This window comes from Haloarcula japonica DSM 6131 (assembly GCF_000336635.1).
GTDB classification, from domain to species: Archaea; Halobacteriota; Halobacteria; order Halobacteriales; family Haloarculaceae; genus Haloarcula; species Haloarcula japonica.
The window spans coordinates 121,965-141,949 of the sequence record NZ_AOLY01000039.1; the positions used below are offsets into that span (position 1 = coordinate 121,965).

Below are 19,985 nucleotides of genomic sequence, written 5' to 3' on the forward strand. Positions count from 1 at the left end.
TCGCCGCGTTACACCGAATCCGGACCGGCGTGAATCTCCAGATCGACGTCCCGTTCCTGCCCTTCGAGATCCTCAACGACGCGTTCGACGATTTTGGTCGCCTCCGTGCGGATGAGCGGCTTGACTTTCTCGATGACCCAGTCCATCGAAACGAGTCGGGGGAGGTCGACGGCATTGTCCGAAGCCGATCCGGGGTCGAACGCGACGTGAAACCGCACCCGTGACGCTGTCTCCACGTCCGCTGGGACGCCGTCCGGGTCAGGCTCGACTGCCCAGTACCCTTCGGCATCGATGTCCTTGATGATCCGCCAGTCGATGCGCGTCGGCGGTGAAACGTCAGTCACCTCCGACCGAGCGGTGTAAGAGAGTTTCCACCACGAGAACACCAGGTCGTAGTTCGTCCCCGGTGAGCCATCGCCGTCCTGTACCACGCGGTCGAGGTATTCGGAATATCGTGCGTAGCCCGGAAAGTCCAGCAGAAACTCGTAGACCTCTTCGGGTGGGACGTACACAACCGTGCTGACCTCGACTTCGTCCACATCTGTGACACCGGATGTACCGAAGGTAAACTTTCGGGCATCGAACCCCGGCCGTTACCGCACTTTTTGCCGAAACATTTCTACTGGACATAATTACGAACAGAAAATATTATCACTCTGTATTGGATATAGTGAGAGTACCATGAGTGCATCCGATATCCAGTCCGCTGATACCGACAGCGAGCACGAAACCAACGGATGGGAAGCCGTCCGCGATCTCCCGCCGAGCGCGAAACTCGTCGCGAAAGTCCTGGAGTACAACGATACCCTCACTCAGAGCCAACTCGCCGATGAGACGCTGCTGCCACCGCGGACGGTCCGGTATGCGCTCTCCCGGCTCGAAGATGTCGGCGTTATCGACTCCCGGTTTTCCTTCGCCGACGCGCGCAAACGGATCTATACGCTCCGGATCGAGTAACCACCCAGCACGCTTCACGTCGAGCAGCCGGACCCTGCATTCCACACCAAGGCCAGTTCCACCCTCTTTGTCGCCCGTTCACAGTGTGAGGACAACGTTGATTAGTCACCCTCACAAGACATTTGGTATGAAAGTCGTCCTGATTGGTGTCGGGCAGGCTGGCGGGAAAGTAACCCAGTCGCTCGCCCAGTTCGATTACGACATGGGGTTTGACGCTGTCCGGGGTGCCCTCGCCGTTAATACGGCGCGAGCCGACCTCCAGAACCTCGATATCGATACGGCCCTCATCGGGCAGGACCGCGTGAAAGGCCACGGCGTCGGCGGTGACAACGAACTCGGGGCCCAGATTATGCAGGAGAACGCCACCGAGGTGCTCGACGAGCTCGACGGCCGTATCACGACCGAGGCCGAGGCCATCGTCGTCGTCGCCGGACTGGGCGGCGGCACCGGCTCCGGCGGCGCACCGATGCTCGCCCGCGAACTCAAGCGCATCTACGAGAAGCCGGTGTACGTCCTCGGTATTCTCCCCGGCCGGGACGAGGGTGGCCTCTACCAGGCCAACGCCGGTCGGTCGCTCAAGACCGCCGCCCGCGAGGCCGACTCCCTCCTGCTCGTCGACAACGACGCCTGGCGGGGTAGCGGCGACAGTGTCGCCGCCGGCTTCGAGCGCGTCAACGATGCCATCTCACAGCGCGTCGGCCTGCTGTTTGCCTCCGGCGAGGCTGTCGAGGGAGTCGGGGAGAGCGTCGTTGACTCCTCGGAAATCATCAACACGCTCAGAGGCGGCGGCATCGCCTCCATCGGCTACGCCAGCGCCGAGGCCGGCGAGGACGCCAGCGAGAACGTCAACACCATCACCAGCGTCACCCGGAAAGCCCTCCTCACGAGTATGAGCCTGCCCAACGCGGTCAAGGCCGACTCCGCCCTCCTCGTCGTCGCGGGTGACCCCGAACGCCTCTCGCGGAAAGGCGTCGAGCGAGCGCGCCGCTGGGTGGAAGACCAAACCGGCAGTATGGAGGTCCGGGGCGGGGACTTCCCGCTCGGGTCGGATAAAGTCGCGTCGCTGATCGTCCTTTCGGGCATCGAACGGTCCGAACGAGTCGACGAATTCATGGAACGCGCCACGGAAGCAGCGAACTCACAGGGCGGAACGACCGACCCGGATGAGTTCACGAACGACCAGCTGGACGGACTGTTCTAAACTGTTTTCGGCGCAGATACCGGAAACCACTCGACTGGGACGGCAGCCTCAGGCGAGGCTGCTACCGTCGAACTTCGCGCGGTCGAAGTCGTGGTCGAGCAGGTCGAGAATGGTCGGTGCGATGTCGTAGAGATCGGCATCTTCGATGCGAACGTCCGGGTCATCGACCAGGAGCGTCGCGTTGTCGAAGCTGTGCATGCCGTTTCGCGGCCCAACACCGAACACGTCCTCGGAGCCCTTGAATCCGGCTTTCAGGTCGAAGCCATGGTTCGGGACGACGGTGAGATCCGGCGCGATGTCGTCGTGGTCGCCGCGGAAGGCGTCTTCCTTGGTCACGACACGGTCGGCGACCTTCTTGCCGTCCGGGCCTTCCAGCGATTCGAGTTTCTCCTTGAGGTCCGCACGGACGGACTCGTACTCGGCTTCGGGAACGCTGCCGTTCGGCTCCCGGCCCTCTAAGTTGATGTAGAACCGTCCGGGGATAAGCGAGTAGGCCTTCGTGTCCTCGCTGATATCGCCGAGTTCGGAGTGGTCGTCGGTCGCGTAGTCGAGCCATCCCTCCTGCTGGAGCCACTCGTTGAAGTGGACCTCGTAGTCGAGGGAAGTGAAGCCGTGGTCCGAGGCGACGACCATCGTCACGTCGTCGGGCAGTCGGTCTCGCAGGTCGCCGAGATAGGCGTCGACCTGCTTGTAGAACTCGAAGAACGCCTCCTGGTTCTCCCCGTCACGCTCGTAATCTTTGAACAGGAAGTGGTTGACCCGGTCTGTGGTCATGAACACGCCGAAAAACAGGTCCCAGTCGTCCTGTTCGACGTAGTGTTTGAACGCCTCATAGCGTTTTTCGAGCGTCTTGTGGGCGTCTTCGACGAAGTCGCTCTTGTCGTCGTCGTGGCCGAGTTTGGCGTTGACGTCGATCCGGTAGTCGCTGTCCTGAAGCTGGTCCCGAAGTTCGTCCGGATAGGCGGCCTTGTCCACGCCCGGTGAGAGGAAGCCAGATACCATCCGCTGGACGTTCCGCTGTGGCGGGAAAGTGACCGGTACGTTGAGCACCGTGGCATTGCGGCCATCGTCGGTGACGCGGTCCCAGAGGCGCGTCGCCTGCACGTCACGCCCCATCGGGACGTACGTATCGTACGAACCGACCTCGCGGTCTTGGAAGCCGTAGACGCCGGTTTGTCCAGGGTTAACACCGGTCGTCAGCGCCGGCCAGCAGGCGCTAGACTCGGGCGGGACAATGCTGTCGATGGGGCCGGCGCTTCCGTCCGACGCCATCTCCGTGAGGTTCGGAAACACGTCAGGGTGTTCCTCGATGAGACTGAACGGTACGCCGTCAATGCCGAAGAAGGCAACACGCGGTGCGTCGTCGCCCTTCAATCGGTCGAATAATCCCATATGACCCGTTAGTCAGGTCAGGAACAAGAAACTTCTTTTCGGAGCCGCGTCACCGAAAGCGGCAATATCATCGTTACAGCCCACGCTCAGGACGACTGGTCCGCGTTCTCCGGAACCACAGTCAGATGCGCGATTCCGGGTGTCGACCGCCGCTCGACTCGCGGAACGACAGTCGTGTGGTCCAGCGCCGCGTCAGTGTCATCAGTAGCCATACACGTATCGATAGTGGGTACACGGGCAAAAAATTACCCATGCTCATACATAATCGGAGACACCTGCCGGTATTACTTCTGGAAATACGACGGCGGTGAAACGAAACCGCAAAAGTGGTCCCGGAAGCGTCAGTTGAACTCTTCGTCGTACAGTTCCTGAGCGTGGACGATAGCGTCCTTTGCAGCTTCTTTGTCCTCCCAGCCCAGCGTTTCGACTTCTTTGCCCTCTTCGAGGTTCTTGTAGGTCGAGAAGAACTCGTCGATCTCATCGAGGGTCTGCTGCGGGATGTCGTCGAGGTCCTCGATGTGGTCGTAGCGCGGGTCCTCGATCGGAACTGCGATGACCTTATCGTCTTGCTCGCCGTCGTCATCCATCTTCATCAGGGCGACGGGGCGGGCCTCAATGACACAGCCGGGGAACGTCTGATCTTCGACGAGGACTAGCACGTCGAACGGGTCCTCGTCGTCGTAGTACGACTGCGGGATGAAACCGTAGTCGGACGGGTAGTGAACGTTCGAGTGGAGAACACGGTCGAGGACGACACCGGGGATGTCTTTCTCGTATTCGTACTTGTTACGCTCGCCTTTCAGGCATTCGACGACAGCGTAGATCTCTTCGGGCGGGTTCGGTCCAGTTTCCAGGTCTTCCCAGAGGTTCGTCATCACCGGCGACTGCGCGACGCCGTCAAAAAGTCCTTTCGTAATAGCCGCAGCTATTCGGTATTATGCGCTATATAACCCAATAATATCTAACTATAGATATATTCTTAGATTACACTTACTACCTGTAAACGACAATCTGAAAGCAGATTAATCGGAAACTCAATTCAACTGAATCCGTGTAATATAACATTCTCGATACGATTGCATCTGCTAGTTGTGTGGGGGTTAATGCCCCACAGCAGGCGTTGTGCGCCAGAGTTAACAAGTGTTAAATAGCTTGCTGACATTTACCCAACTATGTCAGAGGCACAAACAGTTACTGACAGTCCGGGCATCGCAAAAGAACTTACCGCTTTTCAGCAGAATATCCTGGTAATACTCGCTGAAGAGCCGCGGTATGGTCTCGCTATCAAGCGCGAACTGGAAGAATACTACAACGACGAAGTCAACCACGGTCGCCTGTACCCGAACCTCGACGACCTCGTCGAGATGGGGCTCGTCGAAAAGAGCGAACTCGACAAGCGAACGAACCAGTACTCCCTGACAGAGTCGGGCAAGGACGCAGTCCTCGACCAGCTCGGATGGGTGTTCGGGAAGTTCATCTCCGATGACGGTCGAGCCGACGAACTCCGTGATCTGATCGCGGCACAGCAGTAGACTCGCACCTGGGCACCTGCGAACTACTGTTAATCAATTCTTAACGCGAAACAAACGCTGACTACCGACGGATATACCCAGTTACGCGTCGGGAACGCGGCCACCGGCTTCTTCCACAGTGAGACGGATCGACTGGTCGAGGACCGACTGTTGTTCCGCAGTTGGCCACGCGTTCCGTCGGACGTAGTCGTCCCGAAACTCCTGAATTTCGTCCGGCGTCGCCTCGGCGATTGGTTTCGCGTAGTGATTGCCCATGAAGTCGGCGAGCAACGCCGCGTTGGCGCCGTGTGTCTCACCGTGTGTTTCGGTTACAGCTTCGACGACGGCTCGGTTTGCAGCGTCGATCTCTTCCCACTCGTCCGGGTCACCGGGACCCGAAAGCCGTATCTCGACGCCACGGTCGATATCGTCGACCCGCTCCGGACGGATGACGCCGTCATCGACCCATTCGACGGGATGGCAGACAAGCACGTCACCCGTTTCGTCGTTCCTGATGCGAGCGGTGTAGTCGTACTCGGCGAGGATTTCGTCGCGTTCGGTCCTGTAGGCGTCGGCCTCGGCATCGTCGACTGCCTCGCGAGCGAGTCTGGTCAGCCGTTCGGCCCGTTCGGTCACGTCTGTCGGCAGGTCAGTCATCGTCGAGTGCGTCGTTCGCTAGTTCGTCCGCACGGTCGTTTATTTCCCGCGGAACGTGCTCGATCTGCCAATCGTCAAAGTCGGTCAGCAGTTCACGCACGCGGACGCGGTTTTCGCGCAGTTCCGGGTCGTTCGTATCCCATTCACCACGGACCTGCTTGACGATAAGCTCTGAGTCACCCCGGATATGGACGTCGTCGAACCCGTAATCGCGTGCGACTTCGACCGCACGGATGAGTGCTTTGTATTCCGCCTGGTTGTTCGTGGCCGTGCCGATCGTCTCCCCGCCCTCCGTGACGATTCCGCTGTCGTCGACCAGTACGTAGCCGACTGAGGCCGGCCCCGGATTGCCACGTGATGCACCGTCAAAATACGCATGGACGCGCCCGCCGTCATTGTCGCGTAACAGGGCCTCAAGCTGTGCAGTCTCCTCGCCCTGTACGACGATTTTCCCGTCGTAGGCGACCGCCGTCGCGCCGCCGTGTTCGGCGCGCCAGCGTTCGTGATCGGTGTTTCCTGCTTCGATGTCGAGTCCCGCGTCCGCTAGACGCTCGCGGGCCGTCGTCTCGTCACATTCGATGACCGGCATTGTCCGAGGGTGGCTGACCCGTCGGTATAGACGTTGTGGTCGGCCTATCAGTTCCCGGCTCTGCTGCTGATTCGCTCGGCACCGGTCTGTCGACCCTCTTCACCACCAAGGAACCGACCTAAAACGCCGACCAGCCCGCCAATGGTGACAACGGTTCCGGCGGCAAACATTATTGAGAGGATCGGATCGACAGGCTCGATGAAGATGGGTGAGAGAAACAGAATAATACCGGACAGGATTGCGACCACCGCTGCAACGGGGCTGACCTGCTTGCCCGACGAAACGCGGTACGTAGAGTGGGCGAGCGTGAGGGCTGCGAGTTCCCCAACGAGAAGGTTGACAAGTGCCTGCTGGTACGCGACCGGAATGATCGCCGAGACGAATATGACAACCATGCTGACCAGCGTTGCGCCGAGCAGGAACCATTTCGTTGTATTCACCATGATTTATATCACCTGTTGTTACTCAATCCAACCCTGTAAGAGTTGCTCTCCCACGGACCGCTGGAAAGGTTCTTATCGGGGAGGGCCGAAGGCGTGACAGATGCAACTCGACGAGTTCATCGAGGGGTTCGAGGAGGACGAAGCCGCACAGCGGCGACGCCTCGCGGCGGAGAAATCCTACGCCATCACGGACCACCTCGAAGACGTCGAGCGGCAGTTCGAGGCCGCAGTGCAAGGGGATTCACTGTTCGGATCGACAGCCCCGGAAATCTTCGTCGGCCGGTCGGGGTATCCCAACGTCTCGACGGGCCTGCTCTCCCCGGTCGACACCGACGCCGCCGCTGCCGGGTTCGCGACCAGCGGCGACTGGTATCAGGAGGGACTGGGTATCGAGGACGTGCTCCAGCGTCGGACTGGCATGGTAAACTCCACACAGACGACACCAGTTAGCGCCGTCAGCTCCGGTGGTGGACGCGGCGGTGGCGGGGTCCACGACGTCTGGAACGGCTTTGTCGGCGTCCAGCGTGAAGTCGCCATCGCGGACCATCCCGTCGACGTCGAGGTCGGTCTCGACGGTACCCCCGAGATGGATGTGAGCTTCGACGACGTTGGGACGCCGACGGGGCCGCGGGCCCACGCGACCGGTGCCGACCTGGCAGAGAACCCCCACGTGCCCCGACCCGTCGAAAAGACGCTGTCGGACGACGACTGGCGCGCGGAGGGAGCAATGGCGTACCTGTACCGCCGTGGATTCGACGTATACGACATCAACACCATTCTCTCGGCAGGCGCTCTCGGGCAGGCCAGCGAGCGTTCGCTGGTGCCGACGCGATGGTCGATTACCGCCGTCGACGACACGGTCGGGCAGTACGTCCGTGGTACGCTACGTAACGCTGACACCATCGACAAGCCTGAGCTGTGGTACAACGAGTACATGGGGAACCGCTACTGGGTCGTGCTCGCACCCGGTCGCTGGGAGTTCGAACTCGTCGAGATGAAGGCCCCCCAGAGCGTCTGGAACCCACGCCCCGAGACGGGCTACTACATGTCCAGCGCTCACGAGGGCTACGAGGGACGGACCGCCTACGTCGAGGAGACTGCGGGAGCGTACTACGCGGCACGGCTCGGCGTCCTCGAACACCTACAGGAGCGCGACAAACAGGCGAAGTGTCTGGTGCTACGGGAAATCACTGACGACTACTGGGCACCGGTCGGTGTCTGGCAGGTTCGCGAGGGCGTCCGCAATGCATTCGACGGCGAACCCGGGACCGCCCAGTCCTTCCGGGAAACGCTGACGGCCATCGCCGACCAGCTCCCCGTCACTCTCGGGCAATTACGGCGCAAGTCCGAACTCGTCGCCGGGCTCCAGTCGCAGTTAAGCGATTTCTAACACCGCTTCACGTTGCGGTAAACGACATATATCCAGCAACCGTTATCGGCGTCGCCCGCTGTCGCCGTCACCGGCGTCGTCCCATGCTGAAGTGCCGAATCCGCTATCATCGGTGTCGTCGTTCCGGCCCGAATCGTCGGCGTAACTATCATCCACCGGATCGTTCATACCCGAGGCGGTCCCTGCCGCGGATGGGCCGGACCCGTGTGTCCCGCCGGTCGAAGTGGTAGGTGCGAGCGGCGGTTCGCCGTACTCCTCCTCGTATGCGTCTGCGAAACCACGCCCCCAGATGTACATGATCGCTGACTGGCCGACGAACGCGAGGAACGGAACCACGAGATAGCCGACAATCGTGAATCCCAGGACGGTCGCTCCAACGGAGACGAGGATGTTGACCGCAAACGCCATCACCACAGCCATTAGCATTGTTCGACTTGTCCCGACAGACGTGAGAACATCACGGTCAAAGCCCGCAGCGATACTGTCAGCCCGGACGAAGTTCCCCGTTGCAACGGGCAGTATCACTGCCATTGCAAGAACGCCGATAAAGTAGAGCAAAGCAGCGACGAGAAAACCGACGAGCAGCAATCCCTCCGAGCCACCGAGTCCACCGCCGATCACCAGCAGGACTGGAATAGCAAGCGCGAGAGTGAGCAGCAGACCGTACCCCATAACGACGACTGTATGTCGGACTCCATCAACGGTTATATCGACCAGATCCAGTTCGTCCCAAGCTGGCGGCGTGTCAGTCTCACCCCTGAGGACCCGACGCATTACTTCGAGCATATATCCCTGGAACGTAAACAATGGAACGAGCAAAAAGCCGAAAAACAGTACAACCCCACCGAGTGCGACGCGTTTGGTCCAGTCATCGCCCTGTGTCTGATAGCGAAGTGCGTCCTCTATCATGTTCAGTCAGTCTTAAGATAGGTTCAAATAAGTTGTGTAATAATTGAAAACGAGCCAGACATCACAGTTCTCGGACCAGTTCAGTACGGGCAACGGCGTGGCTCAGGTTCGATCGGTACCGTGTGGCGAGATCTCGACAAACGCAGGGGTATCGACTCCTCCGGCACACACCGGGCATCCTACAACCAACAGGCGCTCCCGGACGCCACCGTCGACCGTTGCACACGCATCACAGTTCGGGCACGTGAAGCGGTACTCCGGCATGTACTCAGGCACGGACTTGGATAGCCGAAGGAACTGCCCCCTCAATGTGGAGGGATTATACGTACGTAGAAGTATTCCGCTCGCCAACCGCTACTGCCGTACGATTGGGGTCTTGGATATATAGCCCACAATAGCGGTCTTAGGAAAGGTTATTCCCCTCCCTCGGTACGATTACACGATGACTGAGACGCCGCTGAAGTTCGGGTTCGTCTGCGTCCAGAACGCGGGCCGGAGCCAGATGTCCGCAGCGTTTGCCGAGCGGGAGCGTACCCGTCGCGGACTCGAAGATGCGGTCGAAATCCTGACGGGCGGCACAGATCCCGCGGACGAAGTGCATCCGGAGGTCGTCGATGCGATGGATGAACTCGGCATCGACCTCTCTGACCGGGCCCCACAAGCGGTTTCGGACGATGAACTCAACGAGTGTACTGTCGTTGCGACAATGGGGTGTTCGACGCTCGAACTCGACACCGATGTCACAGTGCGCGACTGGGCGCTAGAGGACCCACACGGACAGCCAATCGAGCGGGTCCGGGAAATCCGAGATGAGATCGAGAAGCGTGTCACCGACCTGTTCGACGAATTCACCGACGGTGGTACCAATTGAAACGGTTTACGCACTGAGCGCACTGCTCTCGTGCGATCAGGTGTACATTGTATTTCAGTGGCTACTATAACCGATACCTGTTGCAGACGGTGACCCCAGAACGGTCCGACGCATCGGCCGAATAGCCTCACCCTTGACAGCTGACTACCACTCGACGTACGTGAGATACTCGACCTGTTCGTAGCTCAGGAGCCACGTCCCGTAGCTATCTGTGACCTCGATTCCCTCGTGCTCCCGGATACGGTCAGTAACGGACTGGAAGGCCTCGTTGTCCTCGAAGTACCCGCCATCAATTGCTTCTTCAACGACTTCACGTTCGGCTTCGGAAAGGCCTGAGAGGGTGAACAAGTACTGGTCTCGAATCTGGTCAGCAAACGAGTCAACACCCGACGCGATTTCCGTCGCCTCGTATCGGTATTCGGTCTCTGCTGTCGTTCGTGTACTGACCGTAACTCGATAGCGGTTGCCGTCGTAGGTGATAATATCGTACTGGCGCTCCGGAACGAACACCGACCCATCGCCCACTTCCTCGGCAGTTCCGTACCCGACACCAACATCGTATCCGTCCCCGCTGGGCGGGTTGTCGTCCGAAATAATCGGGTCAAGGCGCTGACGATCCACCGCCGGTAGCTCCTCGTAGTCGATTGCACCGATCTCAGCTGTCGAATCAGCCGGATCGAAATCGATTCGCACCTCGTACACCGTCACGTCGCTACTCTCGAGTGCCGTCTCCGAAACTTCGTAGAAGGCATCCTCGATACGGACGGTATCGGTCTGGTCGAACAGCTCGTATCGCCCCCGGCGCGTCGTAGAGCCGTTTTCGATGGCCTCCGAGACGACCGTGTACTCCGTTGACTCGGGACCGGGCGACATCGAAACTTCGTCGGCGATGTCGGCCGCTGTCGCGTCGTCCATGTCCAGCACGACGGAGGGATGACCACAGCCCGCGACAGCGACCGAGAGGAGGGCTGTTCCACTTGCAAGGAACTGGCGTCGTCGCATACAGCTACTGACAGGCAACCGGAAGGAAAGTCTTCTGGGCCAAGCTTGTTCTGTCGTCCTCGGTGATCGCTATGAACAGAGTCAGCGTGCACACTGACTGGCAGGATTTCGACTGATTTCTGCTAATGGTCGTTCCCCGCGTGAAATATGGGGATATGATGGAATTCGGTGTGGAGGGTTCGCCGAAACGGTATCGAGTGACAAGGGGCCTATTTCTCCGCAACCCAGACCATCTCTTCTGCCCCGTCTTTCAGCGGTTGCCTGTCAAAGCCACCATAGCCAGTCCAGTCACTCCATCCGGTTGTCTCCAGAAGGAGCTCAAACTCTGATTTCGAAAGGAGAGCCAGTTGAAACGTTGCCTGTCGAACCACATCTCCGTCGTATTCAATCGTTCGCTCCGTTTCGACGGTCTGCGCAACTTCGTCGACAAGCCGGGATATGTTGGTGACAATGTATTCCTCGCCCTGATATGTCACAGACCGCGTCTGCGGCTCACCATAGGATTGGGAGATCATATCGAAACTCGGGACGAAGAAGTTCAGGGCAAGTCGTCCATCCGGCGCGAGAGTCTCGCGGAATTGTCGGAGAGCCGCCTTCTGTTCCGCTACTGTGACGTTATGGAGGAAAGTTCGGAACGGGACGATGATGAGGTCATACTCCCGGGAAGTCACAAAGTCGGTCATATCAGCCTGCCTGACAGAGGGCGTGAGGCCAGCTTCGTCGGCTTTCTGTTCCAGAACATCGAGCATCTCCGCAGAGATATCGATACCGTCCGCATCTACACCGGCCCGGAGGAGTTCAAGATAGATGCGGCCTGTTCCGCAGCCGACTTCCAGAACCGGACCATCAGTCTCTGCGGCCAGATCAACGTAGAACTCGACATCACCGATTTCCTGATCCTCGTAATTAGCATCGTAAAAGCTCGCCCACTCGTCGAAAAAGTCTTTTGCGAGGTCCATACTTTCGCCACTGTAGTATGGCCCCATGATATTATCGGTGGTGTGTCATGTGGTATCTCTTTAAATACCGCCGAATGCACCCGCAACTGTTCAATATTGTGTGTGGTTGTCTGATCGATTCCTTTCGTCATTACTTCTGATCAAGACCAGACGCCGGTTTACCGTCTAGTAGAGTATGAGGTTCACGTCGCCCGCTTTGTTGACGCCCGTCTCTCGGTACTCCGAGTTGGTCACCGAAACTACCTTGAGACAACAGCCTGAGCCGTAGTAAACGCCAGACGGCGGCAGGGTCCGCAAGGTTTCCTTACGAGTTGACAGTAAGTTCCTTCAACAGCATCTTTCAATTCCGACGAAATCGTTGAGCTACAGCGCTGTAGCTCCGGTTCTGGTAAAGCAAGGAACGGGAAGAACTCGGTATGGGCCAACGCGGATTTGAACCGCGAACCTCCCGGTTATCAGCCGAGCGCTCAACCTGATTGAGCTATTGGCCCGACGCATTCAGTTGTACCCGAGGGGTATTGAAAAGGGTAACGTTTCGAGGCCGGTTGGGGATGTGAAACCGCGTCAGGGCTTCAGTTTTCGTCGTTGTCTTCGAAGTCGACATCGGTTGCTTCGGTGGGGTCGAAGGAGGTACTAGAGCCGGAGCCACCACTCGAATCGGGGCCGCCATCCGGGCCAGTCGGACCGGGGCCAGCCGGGCCGTTCTCGTCATCAGGGAAGCCCCCGATGTACACCTGGCCGCTGGCGAATCCACCGGTCTTGGCGTCGACGTACGGCTGGACGACCCAGCGGCGTGTGGCGGCGCGGACGGGGTACCGGGTGAATGGTACCGCAAGCAGAAGGCCGACGAAGTCCGTCACTAGGCCGGGGGTCAGGAAGAACGCGCCGGCGGCAATGAGGAGGCCGCCGTCGATGAGTTCGTCGGTCGGGAGTTCCCCGACTGCGAGCCGCTGTTGGATCTTCCGAAGCGTCGCACGGCCTTCGGCGCGGACCAGCAGCATGCCGACCAGTGCCGTCAGGACGACGAGGGCGATGAGAACAAGCGGCGGAACAGGAAATAGCACTCCTGTTGCAAGTGCCACCAGCAACACGATGTCGAACAGCGGGATGAGCAGCAATAGCCCGATGGCCCGGAGCATACAACTGCTTGCAGGCCCGCCCCCAAACGCCTTTCGAGAGCGGGACCGGGCTGTCGGCCACCGAGGTAGCGGGTCAGCGTTCCCGCAGTCGGACTTCGACCGGTTCTGTGGGACTCAGCGTAATCTGCATCGCCAGTGAGAGCGGCAGTTCGGTAACCGCTTCGACGGCGTACTGTTGGGCGATGGTCGCAAGGGCGAGTTTGGCCTCCATTCGAGCAAACCGCATGCCGATACAGTGGCGCGGGCCGCCGCCGAAGGGGTAGTAGGCGTAGTCAGGGAGCGACGTTTCGAGGTCATCGCCCCACCGCTCAGGGCGGAAGGCGTCGGGCGCGTCGTACCACCGTTCATCCCGGTGGACAAGCCACTGGGGGAGGGTGAGCTGGGCGTCCGTTGAGAGCTCATATCCGCCGAGAGTCACCGACTCTGTCGGTTGTCGAAACACCGTGAACGCGGGTGGGTACAGCCGTAGCACCTCGTTCAGCACGGCGTCGAGATACGGCAGTTCGAACAGGTCCTCGGGCGTCGGCTGGCTGTTCCCCAGCGTCGCGTCAAGTTCGTCATGGAGGCGCGCCTGGCACCCGGGGTTGTTCGCCAGCAGGAACCAGGCATAGGTGAGCGTCAGCGCCGTCGTGTCGTGGCCGGCGACGAGAAACGTCAGGAGCTGGTGGCCCAGTCGCTCGCGGTCCATCGTCTCGTCGTCAAGGGAGAGTAGCAGGGAAAGCACATCGTCGCGGGCCTTACGAGCGTGCTCGTCCTCACGCTGGCGGGCGGCGATAACCTCGTTGAGCGTGGACTGGAAGTCGGCCAGCGAACTGTTGACGGCGCGGTTCGTCGCCGTCGGGACCCACAGCGGGAGATACGCCGACAGCGACCGCGGGTCCAGCCGCTTTCGCAACGCGTCGAGCAGCGGTTCCAGCGCGTCTGCGGTGGTCTCGATGTCCACGTCCAACAGTGTCTTGCCGAGAATATTCAGCGTCAGCGACTGCATATGCGGGAGAACGTCGATGCGCTGGCCGTCGGCCCACCCCGCCGCCGTCCGATCAGCGAACTCGGTCATCGTGTCGCCATAAGCGGCGATGCGCTCCCGGTAAAACGCCGGCTGGAGCGCTGTCCGCTGGCGCTGCCACTCCTCGCCCTCCAGCAGGAACAGCCCCTCGCCGATGAACTGGCCGAGGGTATCCTGAAGCAATCGTCCCTTCTCGTATGTCTCGGCGTCGGTCACAAGCACCTGCTCGACGAGATCGGGATGGCAGACGAAACAGCCCGTCGTCCCGGCGACGCTGTACCCCACCACGTCGGCCTCGTGGGAACCAGCGCGGTCGTAAAATCCGAGCGGGTCACGCAACATCGCGGCGGTGTTATCGATGAACGGGACGCGGCCGAGACGAGGTGGCCGGTCGCCCGGCGTGACCGGTTCCGGCGTTTCGCGAATCGCCTGCTGGGTATCCATCGCTCACGCTTGGGCCGCCCAGCCAATCGGTCTTTCGCCGGGAGTGAGAGGGCCTTTGTACGCCCACCGCCCACACCCGGTATGGACGAATACGCACGCGACACCAAGGTCGAGTGGCGCGAATGGGGCACAACCCCCTTCGAGGACGCCGCCGAGTCGGGGAAGCCGGTACTGCTGGCGCTGACGGTTCCGTGGAGCGCCGAATGTCGGGCGATGGACCGGGGTACGTTCGGTGAACCGCGCATCGCGGCTAACATCAACGACGGGTTCGTCCCGGTCCGGGTCGACGCCGACCGCAATCCGCGCGTCCGGGAGCGGTACACGATGGGCGGGTTCCCGTCGACAGTGTTTCTCACCCCAGAGGGCGAGGTCATCACCGGCGCGACGTTCCTCGGGCCGGACGGGTTCCGCGGTATTCTGGACTCCGTTCGGGAGTCGTGGGACGCACAGGGCGCGGCGGCGGGCTCGATTCCCCGGCAGCTACAGGACGAATCGCCCCCTGCCGGCGAACTCCGCCCGCGCATCGAGGAGCACATGGTCGAGCAACTGCTCGGGGCGTTCGACGAGGAGTTCGGCGGCTGGGGAACCGACGTGAAGTTCCCACTTCCGCGGACCGTGGAGTTCGCCCTCGTCCGTGCGCGGGATCAAGCTACCAGGACACTTGAAGCGATTCGGACACACTTGCTCGATACCTACGATGGCGGCTTCTTCCGGTACTCGACGGAGCGCAGCTGGGGGAACCCTCGGAGAGAGAAGCTACTGGACGAGAACGCCGCCCTGGTCCGGGCGTTCGCTCACGGCTACCGGTACACCGGGACTGAAGCGTACCGGGACGCCGCACAGCGGACCGTCGACTACCTCACGACGACGCTGTGGGCCGGCGACGCGTTCGCCGCGAGCCAGGCTGGTTCCGACGAATACTATCGGCTGGAACCGACCGAGCGCGAAGGCACAGTGTCTCCGAACGTCGACGAGACGGTGTTCGCCGACCGCAACGGCCTCGCTATCGATGCCCTGCTGTGGGTCGCAGCCTACACCGACGACGAGCGCGCCCAGCAGTACGCCAGCCGCGCCCGGAACGCCGTCTGTGATACTCTCGTCGACGGCGGCGAGGTCGCCCACTACGACGGCGCGGACAGCGACACCGGGCTGCTGTTGGACCAGGCCCAGCTCCTCCAGGGCCTGACGACGAGCTGGCAGGTCCTCGGTGAGCCGGGGCCAGCCGAAGCTATCGCCGACTGGACCATCGAGAACCGCCAGCAGGACGGCGGCGCGTTCCGCGATGGTCCCCCCAGCGGCGCAGGGCTCTGTAGCCGTTCGCTCCACCCGCTCGACGCGACGGTGGAACTGGCCGACGCGCTGGTCGACCTCGCGGCGCTCACTGGCGAGGATCGATACCGCAACGCAGCACTTTCCGCCGTCGAGTCCTTCGCCGGCGCGGCTGAACGGATGGGCGTCGAGGTCGCCGGCTACGCCGGCGTCGCGGCCCGTCTCCAGCAGCCCCAGACGCTCACGGTCGGCACCGAAGCCGGAACGGACCTCCACCGCGCGGCGCTGCGGCTGGCCGATCACGAGACCACCGTTGTCCCGGAGCCGGACGGCGACGGCACGGCGCGACTCCTCGACGGGGATGCTATCGTTGCCGAGGGGACGACACCGGCCGACCTCGAAGCCTCGCTAACTGGTGAGCGCTGACACGAACAACGGCAGCAAACGTGGACAAACGGTAAACCCCCGACAAGTTTTTGCACACGTACCATGATGTATGGGTATGTCCAGTCTCAGAGATCTCGGACTCTCCGAATATGAAGCCAGAGCATACCGGTCACTTCTGGAAACGGGACCGACAACGGCCAAGGAACTGTCGCGTGCCAGCGATGTCCCGATGGGCCGCATCTACGATGTGCTAAACAGCCTCGAAACGTACAATCTGGTCCGCAGCCAGACCGCCAGCCGGCCCAAGAAATACGTCGCGGTTGAGCCGGACACAGCACTGGACCGCCTACTCGAAGACAAGAAGCGCGAACTCCAGGAAAAGGTCGGTCAGTACGAGGAAATCGTTGACGACCTCTCCTCACAGCTAGAGTCGGCAGACCCCGTTGAGGAACCGTTCTGGACGGCTGCCGTCGGCCCCGACAACTCGCTTGACCTGTTACTCGAACGGCTGGCCGCCGCCGACGACGAGATTATCATGGTCGGTTCAGCACCCGCTCGTCAGGTCGACATTCTCTCCGGCACCGAGCGGATCGTCGACGAACTCGAAGCGGCGCTGGAACGGGGCGTCGAAGTGTCCCTGCTCGTCCGACCGGACCTGTTCGAGAGCCTCCCCGAGGAGGCCAACCGCGAGTACTACGAGCGCCTCTTCCACTACGACAACTACAGCGCCCGTGCCAGCCCGAACATCAGGACCACGTTCGAGCTACTCGATGGGGTCGAAGTCTGTATCGAGGTCCCGCACCCGCTTGGCCGCGAGGAAACCTTCGGCGTTATCGACATGAAAGACTCCGATTTCACCGCCGATATCAGCCAAGCGTTCGAAGAACACTGGGCCGAAGCAAAACCGGTCGGCCCGCCGTAGTTGAACCACCCGAACAGGCGGGGAAAATCGAGCCGCAAACAGGATCCGTACGTTCGTGGGTTGCCGCGCGCTCCACTCAGGCGCAAAACACTTCGCTACGCTCAAGAACTGCTACCGGTTTCGCGGGTCGCTGCGCTCAGTCCTCGCTGACTTCCTGCCGCAGATCACCCAGTTGCGCCACGCGCTCGGCGTGGGCGTTGTGCTGGTGGATGGACTCGTCGTTGGACTGTTTCATCGTCACGACGGCATCGTCGGGCAGATCCGGGAACGTGTCGACGACGCCCTCGGCTAAGGCGCGAACGCAGTCCTCGACGAACTTGGCGTCCTTATGAGCCTCGTAGGTCATGTGGTCCTCGTCGGGCCGCTTCGCGAGATTGTAGATACGGGCGCTCATCGAATCGCGGGCGACTTCGATGAGTTCGTTCAGGTCGACCTCGGGCGCACCGTCGCTCTGGACAGTGAGCGTGGCGTGGCCCCGCTGTGAGTGGCCGGCCTGTGGGTTGGTTTCGAGGAATTCCTCGATGACATCGTCTTCGACGTTTAGCTGCTGAAGCGTCTCGCGGGCGCGGGAAGCCGACATCCCCTGTGAGCACGGGCAGACGGTCATCCCGGTGACACGAGCACCGATTTCCTCGCTCGTCCCGTCTTCGGTCGCCGTCGCCGAGGCGATGATGTCGGCAGTCGACTGTGTCGCCATGTCCGACGCCGGCGTGGATTCGTGTGTAACGTACTCCGCTTCCATCCGGACCTCCGCCTTCGTCGTGTAGTCGTGTTTCTCCAGCAGAAGTTCGGCGGCGTCGCCACAGACGTCCTCGACCCGATATGCTTCCTCGGACACGGCGGTTTCCAGGGTCTCGTCGATGACCTCCATATTGCGGGACATGTCGGCCCCCTTTCGCCAGGACGGCAGATCCACGAACACTTCGAACTCCGCCATGAGTACGATGGGGTCGCGGTCGCGACGCCCCAGTTTGACGAGTTTCTCGACGCCCGTCACACCGACGCGATTGAGACCGACCGTTACGTCCGGACTCGACGCCTGCACGTCCGGGAGTTGCTGACTCATTGCCTTTCCTATGGAAGAGAATCGGTTAGTGCTTTCGAAAGGGTGGGAAGTCACCGTGAGCATCGCCACCGCAGAAACGACTCGCTCCGAACCGGGTCAGAGCTGTGTGTTGTCCGGCAGTGGTTCGTCCGTCTCGAAGTCCCGGAACAGCAACTCGAAGTCCGTGGCGTCGAAGGAATCAGTGATTTCGTCAAGCTCCGCCCGGACCTCCGCGAGTTCGGCCTGCAGTTCAGTGAACTCCTCGCTCTCATCGAGGACGGCCTGTGGTTTCGACGAGTCCAGTGCAGCGTATTTCGCCGTGAGCGAGTAGCACTCACGCAGGCGTTCCTCGTAATCGGCGTACCGAAGCAACTGTTCAATCGTCTGGAAGAGGTCCTCCTTCGACACCGGCTTGAGGACGTAATCATCGAAGGGCATCTCGATGATATCGAAATCGGGGTCCACTGCGGTCACCATCGCCACGCGCGTGTCGTAGCGTTTCTCGCGGATCGCCGACAGCACCTCGTCGCCGGAGAGGTCCGGCATCCGTCGGTCTAACAGGACAACGTCGACTGTGGAATCCAGCTTCGAAAGGGCGGCCTCACCGCTGTATGCCGCCTCAACTGTGTACCGGTCCTGCAATTGGTCCGCGTACACGTCGGCCACCGCTGGCTCGTCGTCGACAACGAGAATTGTCGCTCGCCGACCCTTTGTCATTAGCTAGCATATTTACAACAGAATTGGAAAAGGATTCCGGCCGTCCCAGATCAGACTGCCTTATCGACCAGGCTACTGGCCGACGATATCGTCGTATCGTGCCCCAGTCTGTTTGAGCGTCTCCGTTGAGTACAGTCGGTCGTGGTCGTACGGGAGGTGGTCGGTCGCGAGTTCGTCTATCTTTTGATCCACGATGGCCGCTTCGCGTCCGTGAATCATGGTAAAGAGATTGTACTGCCAGTCCTGCTCCGGGCGGCGTGGCCGATGGTAGCAGAGCGTGACATAGGGGAGTTCGCCGACTGCCTGCCCACGCTCGTCGAGGGCGTCGTCCGGCACGTCCCAGACGACCATGCAGTTGTTGTCGAATCCGGTGACGATGTGATTCACGACACAGCCGATGCGCTTGATACAGCCGGTTCGCTGGAGTCGCTTGATGGCCGAGAGCACGTCGGACACATCGGCATCGACAGCGTCTGCCACATCGCGGTAGGGGGTCGCGACGAGCGGGAAGCCGGTCTGGATTTCGAGCAGCAGTCGCTGGTCCAGTTCCGAGAGGTCCACGGCGGCGTCTTCGCTTATTCGGGTCGCAGTGGCGTCGGTCGTCTCCAGACTCTCCCGGGCGAACCGGTCCCCGTTGACGACCGGGAACTCCAAGTCGATGTAGTAGTCGGTCAGCATCGGCAAGACGAGTACCGAACAGTCGGTTCGCTCCTCGATCTCGGCCAGGATCTCGTCGCGTCGCTGTCGGGAGCCTGCGGTGACAACGAACCACATGTTCCACTCGTGGTCGCGAGCGTAGTTGTGGTTCACCTGTCGGTACCCGTTGATTATCTCTGCGACCTCGTCGAACCGGTCCTCCGGGGCACTGACAGCAGCTAGCGTCGAAGAGCCGATGACCGGCGGATTGAGGACCGGGCCGAACCGACGGAAGATACCGTCGTCACGGAGTGTTTTGACCCGGTCAAGTGCTTCCCCTGCCGGGACTCCCAGTGTTTCACCGACAGCCTCGAAGGGACGTTCCTGAATCGGGAAGTCACTTTGGAACTCGTCGATGAGCGCAGCGTCCACCTCGTCGATGCGCTCACGCCATTCGCCCGACTGGAGACTCATTGATTCTCGTTAGGAGTGTAGTCGTGTATCCCTTTCGGGACCCCAGCCAGTTCCCGCAAATTGAG

At 60.8% G+C, this 19,985-nt stretch carries 23 protein-coding genes and 1 tRNA gene; 7 read left to right on the plus strand and 17 right to left on the minus strand.

All coding sequences use genetic code 11. The features are described from left to right. Positions 1 to 8 precede the first annotated feature (8 nt). A complete protein-coding gene (locus C444_RS14985) occupies positions 9 to 539 on the minus strand; it encodes a type II toxin-antitoxin system RatA family toxin (RefSeq protein WP_004593834.1) in 531 nt (176 codons plus the stop codon). Between the two features lie 142 nt (positions 540 to 681). Here C444_RS14985 and C444_RS14990 point away from each other — a divergent pair, with 142 nt between their 5' ends. Together C444_RS14990 and C444_RS14995 are read left to right on the plus strand one after the other, a co-directional pair. Continuing rightward, positions 682 to 957: a MarR family transcriptional regulator gene (locus tag C444_RS14990; protein WP_004593835.1), complete on the plus strand. Its 276-nt coding sequence runs from the start codon at positions 682 to 684 to the stop codon at positions 955 to 957. Positions 958 to 1,084: 127 nt separating this feature from the next. Beyond that, positions 1,085 to 2,158, plus strand: coding sequence for a tubulin/FtsZ family protein (locus C444_RS14995; RefSeq protein WP_004593836.1), 1,074 nt, complete (start codon positions 1,085 to 1,087; stop codon positions 2,156 to 2,158). Between the two features lie 48 nt (positions 2,159 to 2,206). Here the strand turns inward: C444_RS14995 and C444_RS15000 are convergent, their stop codons facing one another. From C444_RS15000 to C444_RS15005, 3 genes are all read right to left on the minus strand, one after another. Further along, positions 2,207 to 3,550 carry an alkaline phosphatase family protein gene (locus tag C444_RS15000; protein ID WP_004593837.1) on the minus strand — a complete coding sequence of 448 codons (1,344 nt, stop codon included), beginning with the start codon at positions 3,548 to 3,550 and terminating at the stop codon, positions 2,207 to 2,209. A gap of 86 nt (positions 3,551 to 3,636) precedes the next feature. Then, entirely contained in the window at positions 3,637 to 3,762 is a 126-nt protein-coding gene (locus C444_RS22995) for a hypothetical protein (RefSeq protein ID WP_004593838.1), read from the minus strand. Between the two features lie 129 nt (positions 3,763 to 3,891). After that, entirely contained in the window at positions 3,892 to 4,425 is a 534-nt protein-coding gene (locus C444_RS15005; protein ID WP_004593839.1) for an inorganic diphosphatase, read from the minus strand. A gap of 297 nt (positions 4,426 to 4,722) precedes the next feature. On the opposite strand from C444_RS15005, the gene C444_RS15010 reads away from it, so the two are divergent. Then, on the plus strand, positions 4,723 to 5,082 hold the full coding sequence (locus C444_RS15010) for a PadR family transcriptional regulator (RefSeq protein WP_004593840.1): 360 nt from the start codon (positions 4,723 to 4,725) through the stop codon (positions 5,080 to 5,082). Positions 5,083 to 5,163: 81 nt separating this feature from the next. On the opposite strand, the gene C444_RS15015 is transcribed toward C444_RS15010, so the two are convergent. Genes C444_RS15015 through C444_RS15025 form a run of 3 tightly spaced genes read right to left on the minus strand, consistent with a single transcriptional unit; the run spans position 5,164 to position 6,750 of the window. After that, positions 5,164 to 5,718 carry a DUF7108 family protein gene (locus C444_RS15015; RefSeq protein WP_004593841.1) on the minus strand — a complete coding sequence of 185 codons (555 nt, stop codon included), beginning with the start codon at positions 5,716 to 5,718 and terminating at the stop codon, positions 5,164 to 5,166. Next, positions 5,711 to 6,307: a ribonuclease HI gene (rnhA, locus tag C444_RS15020; RefSeq protein WP_004593842.1), complete on the minus strand. Its 597-nt coding sequence runs from the start codon at positions 6,305 to 6,307 to the stop codon at positions 5,711 to 5,713. The genes C444_RS15015 and rnhA overlap by 8 nt, the downstream gene beginning before the upstream one ends. A 47-nt stretch (positions 6,308 to 6,354) precedes the next feature. Next, a complete protein-coding gene (locus C444_RS15025) occupies positions 6,355 to 6,750 on the minus strand; it encodes a hypothetical protein (protein ID WP_004593843.1) in 396 nt (131 codons plus the stop codon). Positions 6,751 to 6,850: 100 nt separating this feature from the next. On the opposite strand from C444_RS15025, the gene nreA reads away from it, so the two are divergent. Then, positions 6,851 to 8,140 (plus strand): DNA repair protein NreA, encoded by a 1,290-nt coding sequence (nreA, locus tag C444_RS15030; RefSeq protein ID WP_004593844.1) that lies wholly within the window; start codon positions 6,851 to 6,853, stop codon positions 8,138 to 8,140. Between the two features lie 42 nt (positions 8,141 to 8,182). Here nreA and C444_RS15035 read toward each other — a convergent pair whose 3' ends face one another. Then, positions 8,183 to 9,049 (minus strand): DUF4013 domain-containing protein, encoded by an 867-nt coding sequence (locus C444_RS15035; protein WP_004593845.1) that lies wholly within the window; start codon positions 9,047 to 9,049, stop codon positions 8,183 to 8,185. A 102-nt stretch (positions 9,050 to 9,151) separates the two neighbouring features. Further along, positions 9,152 to 9,313, minus strand: a complete 162-nt coding sequence (locus tag C444_RS23265; RefSeq protein ID WP_152420820.1) for a DUF7560 family zinc ribbon protein — start codon at positions 9,311 to 9,313, stop codon at positions 9,152 to 9,154. A gap of 178 nt (positions 9,314 to 9,491) precedes the next feature. Between C444_RS23265 and C444_RS15040 the strand changes: the two genes are divergently transcribed. Further along, positions 9,492 to 9,920 carry an arsenate-mycothiol transferase ArsC gene (locus C444_RS15040; protein WP_004593846.1) on the plus strand — a complete coding sequence of 143 codons (429 nt, stop codon included), beginning with the start codon at positions 9,492 to 9,494 and terminating at the stop codon, positions 9,918 to 9,920. 144 nt (positions 9,921 to 10,064) lie between these two features. Here the strand turns inward: C444_RS15040 and C444_RS15045 are convergent, their stop codons facing one another. The 5 genes from C444_RS15045 to C444_RS15065 form a co-directional block, all read right to left on the minus strand. Beyond that, a complete protein-coding gene (locus C444_RS15045; protein ID WP_004593847.1) occupies positions 10,065 to 10,922 on the minus strand; it encodes a hypothetical protein in 858 nt (285 codons plus the stop codon). Between the two features lie 209 nt (positions 10,923 to 11,131). Continuing rightward, on the minus strand, positions 11,132 to 11,881 hold the full coding sequence (locus tag C444_RS15050) for a class I SAM-dependent methyltransferase (RefSeq protein ID WP_004593848.1): 750 nt from the start codon (positions 11,879 to 11,881) through the stop codon (positions 11,132 to 11,134). Positions 11,882 to 12,298: 417 nt separating this feature from the next. Continuing rightward, a tRNA-Ile gene (locus C444_RS15055) sits at positions 12,299 to 12,372 on the minus strand. 81 nt (positions 12,373 to 12,453) lie between these two features. After that, positions 12,454 to 13,020 (minus strand): FxsA family protein, encoded by a 567-nt coding sequence (locus tag C444_RS15060; RefSeq protein ID WP_004593849.1) that lies wholly within the window; start codon positions 13,018 to 13,020, stop codon positions 12,454 to 12,456. Positions 13,021 to 13,093: 73 nt separating this feature from the next. After that, positions 13,094 to 14,470, minus strand: coding sequence for a cytochrome P450 (locus C444_RS15065; RefSeq protein WP_004593850.1), 1,377 nt, complete (start codon positions 14,468 to 14,470; stop codon positions 13,094 to 13,096). A gap of 81 nt (positions 14,471 to 14,551) precedes the next feature. Between C444_RS15065 and C444_RS15070 the strand changes: the two genes are divergently transcribed. Next, positions 14,552 to 16,165: a DUF255 domain-containing protein gene (locus tag C444_RS15070; RefSeq protein ID WP_004593851.1), complete on the plus strand. Its 1,614-nt coding sequence runs from the start codon at positions 14,552 to 14,554 to the stop codon at positions 16,163 to 16,165. 76 nt (positions 16,166 to 16,241) lie between these two features. Next, entirely contained in the window at positions 16,242 to 17,048 is an 807-nt protein-coding gene (locus tag C444_RS15075) for a TrmB family transcriptional regulator (RefSeq protein ID WP_004593852.1), read from the plus strand. Between the two features lie 136 nt (positions 17,049 to 17,184). On the opposite strand, the gene mptA is transcribed toward C444_RS15075, so the two are convergent. The 3 genes from mptA to ahbB all read right to left on the minus strand — a co-directional run bounded on the left by mptA (position 17,185) and on the right by ahbB (position 19,920). Further along, positions 17,185 to 18,114 carry a GTP cyclohydrolase MptA gene (mptA, locus tag C444_RS15080; RefSeq protein ID WP_004593853.1) on the minus strand — a complete coding sequence of 310 codons (930 nt, stop codon included), beginning with the start codon at positions 18,112 to 18,114 and terminating at the stop codon, positions 17,185 to 17,187. Between the two features lie 96 nt (positions 18,115 to 18,210). Further along, the gene (locus C444_RS15085; RefSeq protein WP_004593854.1) at positions 18,211 to 18,810 is read right to left on the minus strand and encodes a response regulator; all 600 of its coding nucleotides are present in this window, start codon (positions 18,808 to 18,810) and stop codon (positions 18,211 to 18,213) included. 72 nt (positions 18,811 to 18,882) lie between these two features. Next, the gene (gene ahbB, locus C444_RS15090) at positions 18,883 to 19,920 is read right to left on the minus strand and encodes a siroheme decarboxylase subunit beta (protein ID WP_004593855.1); all 1,038 of its coding nucleotides are present in this window, start codon (positions 19,918 to 19,920) and stop codon (positions 18,883 to 18,885) included. Between the last annotated feature and the right edge of the window lie 65 nt (positions 19,921 to 19,985).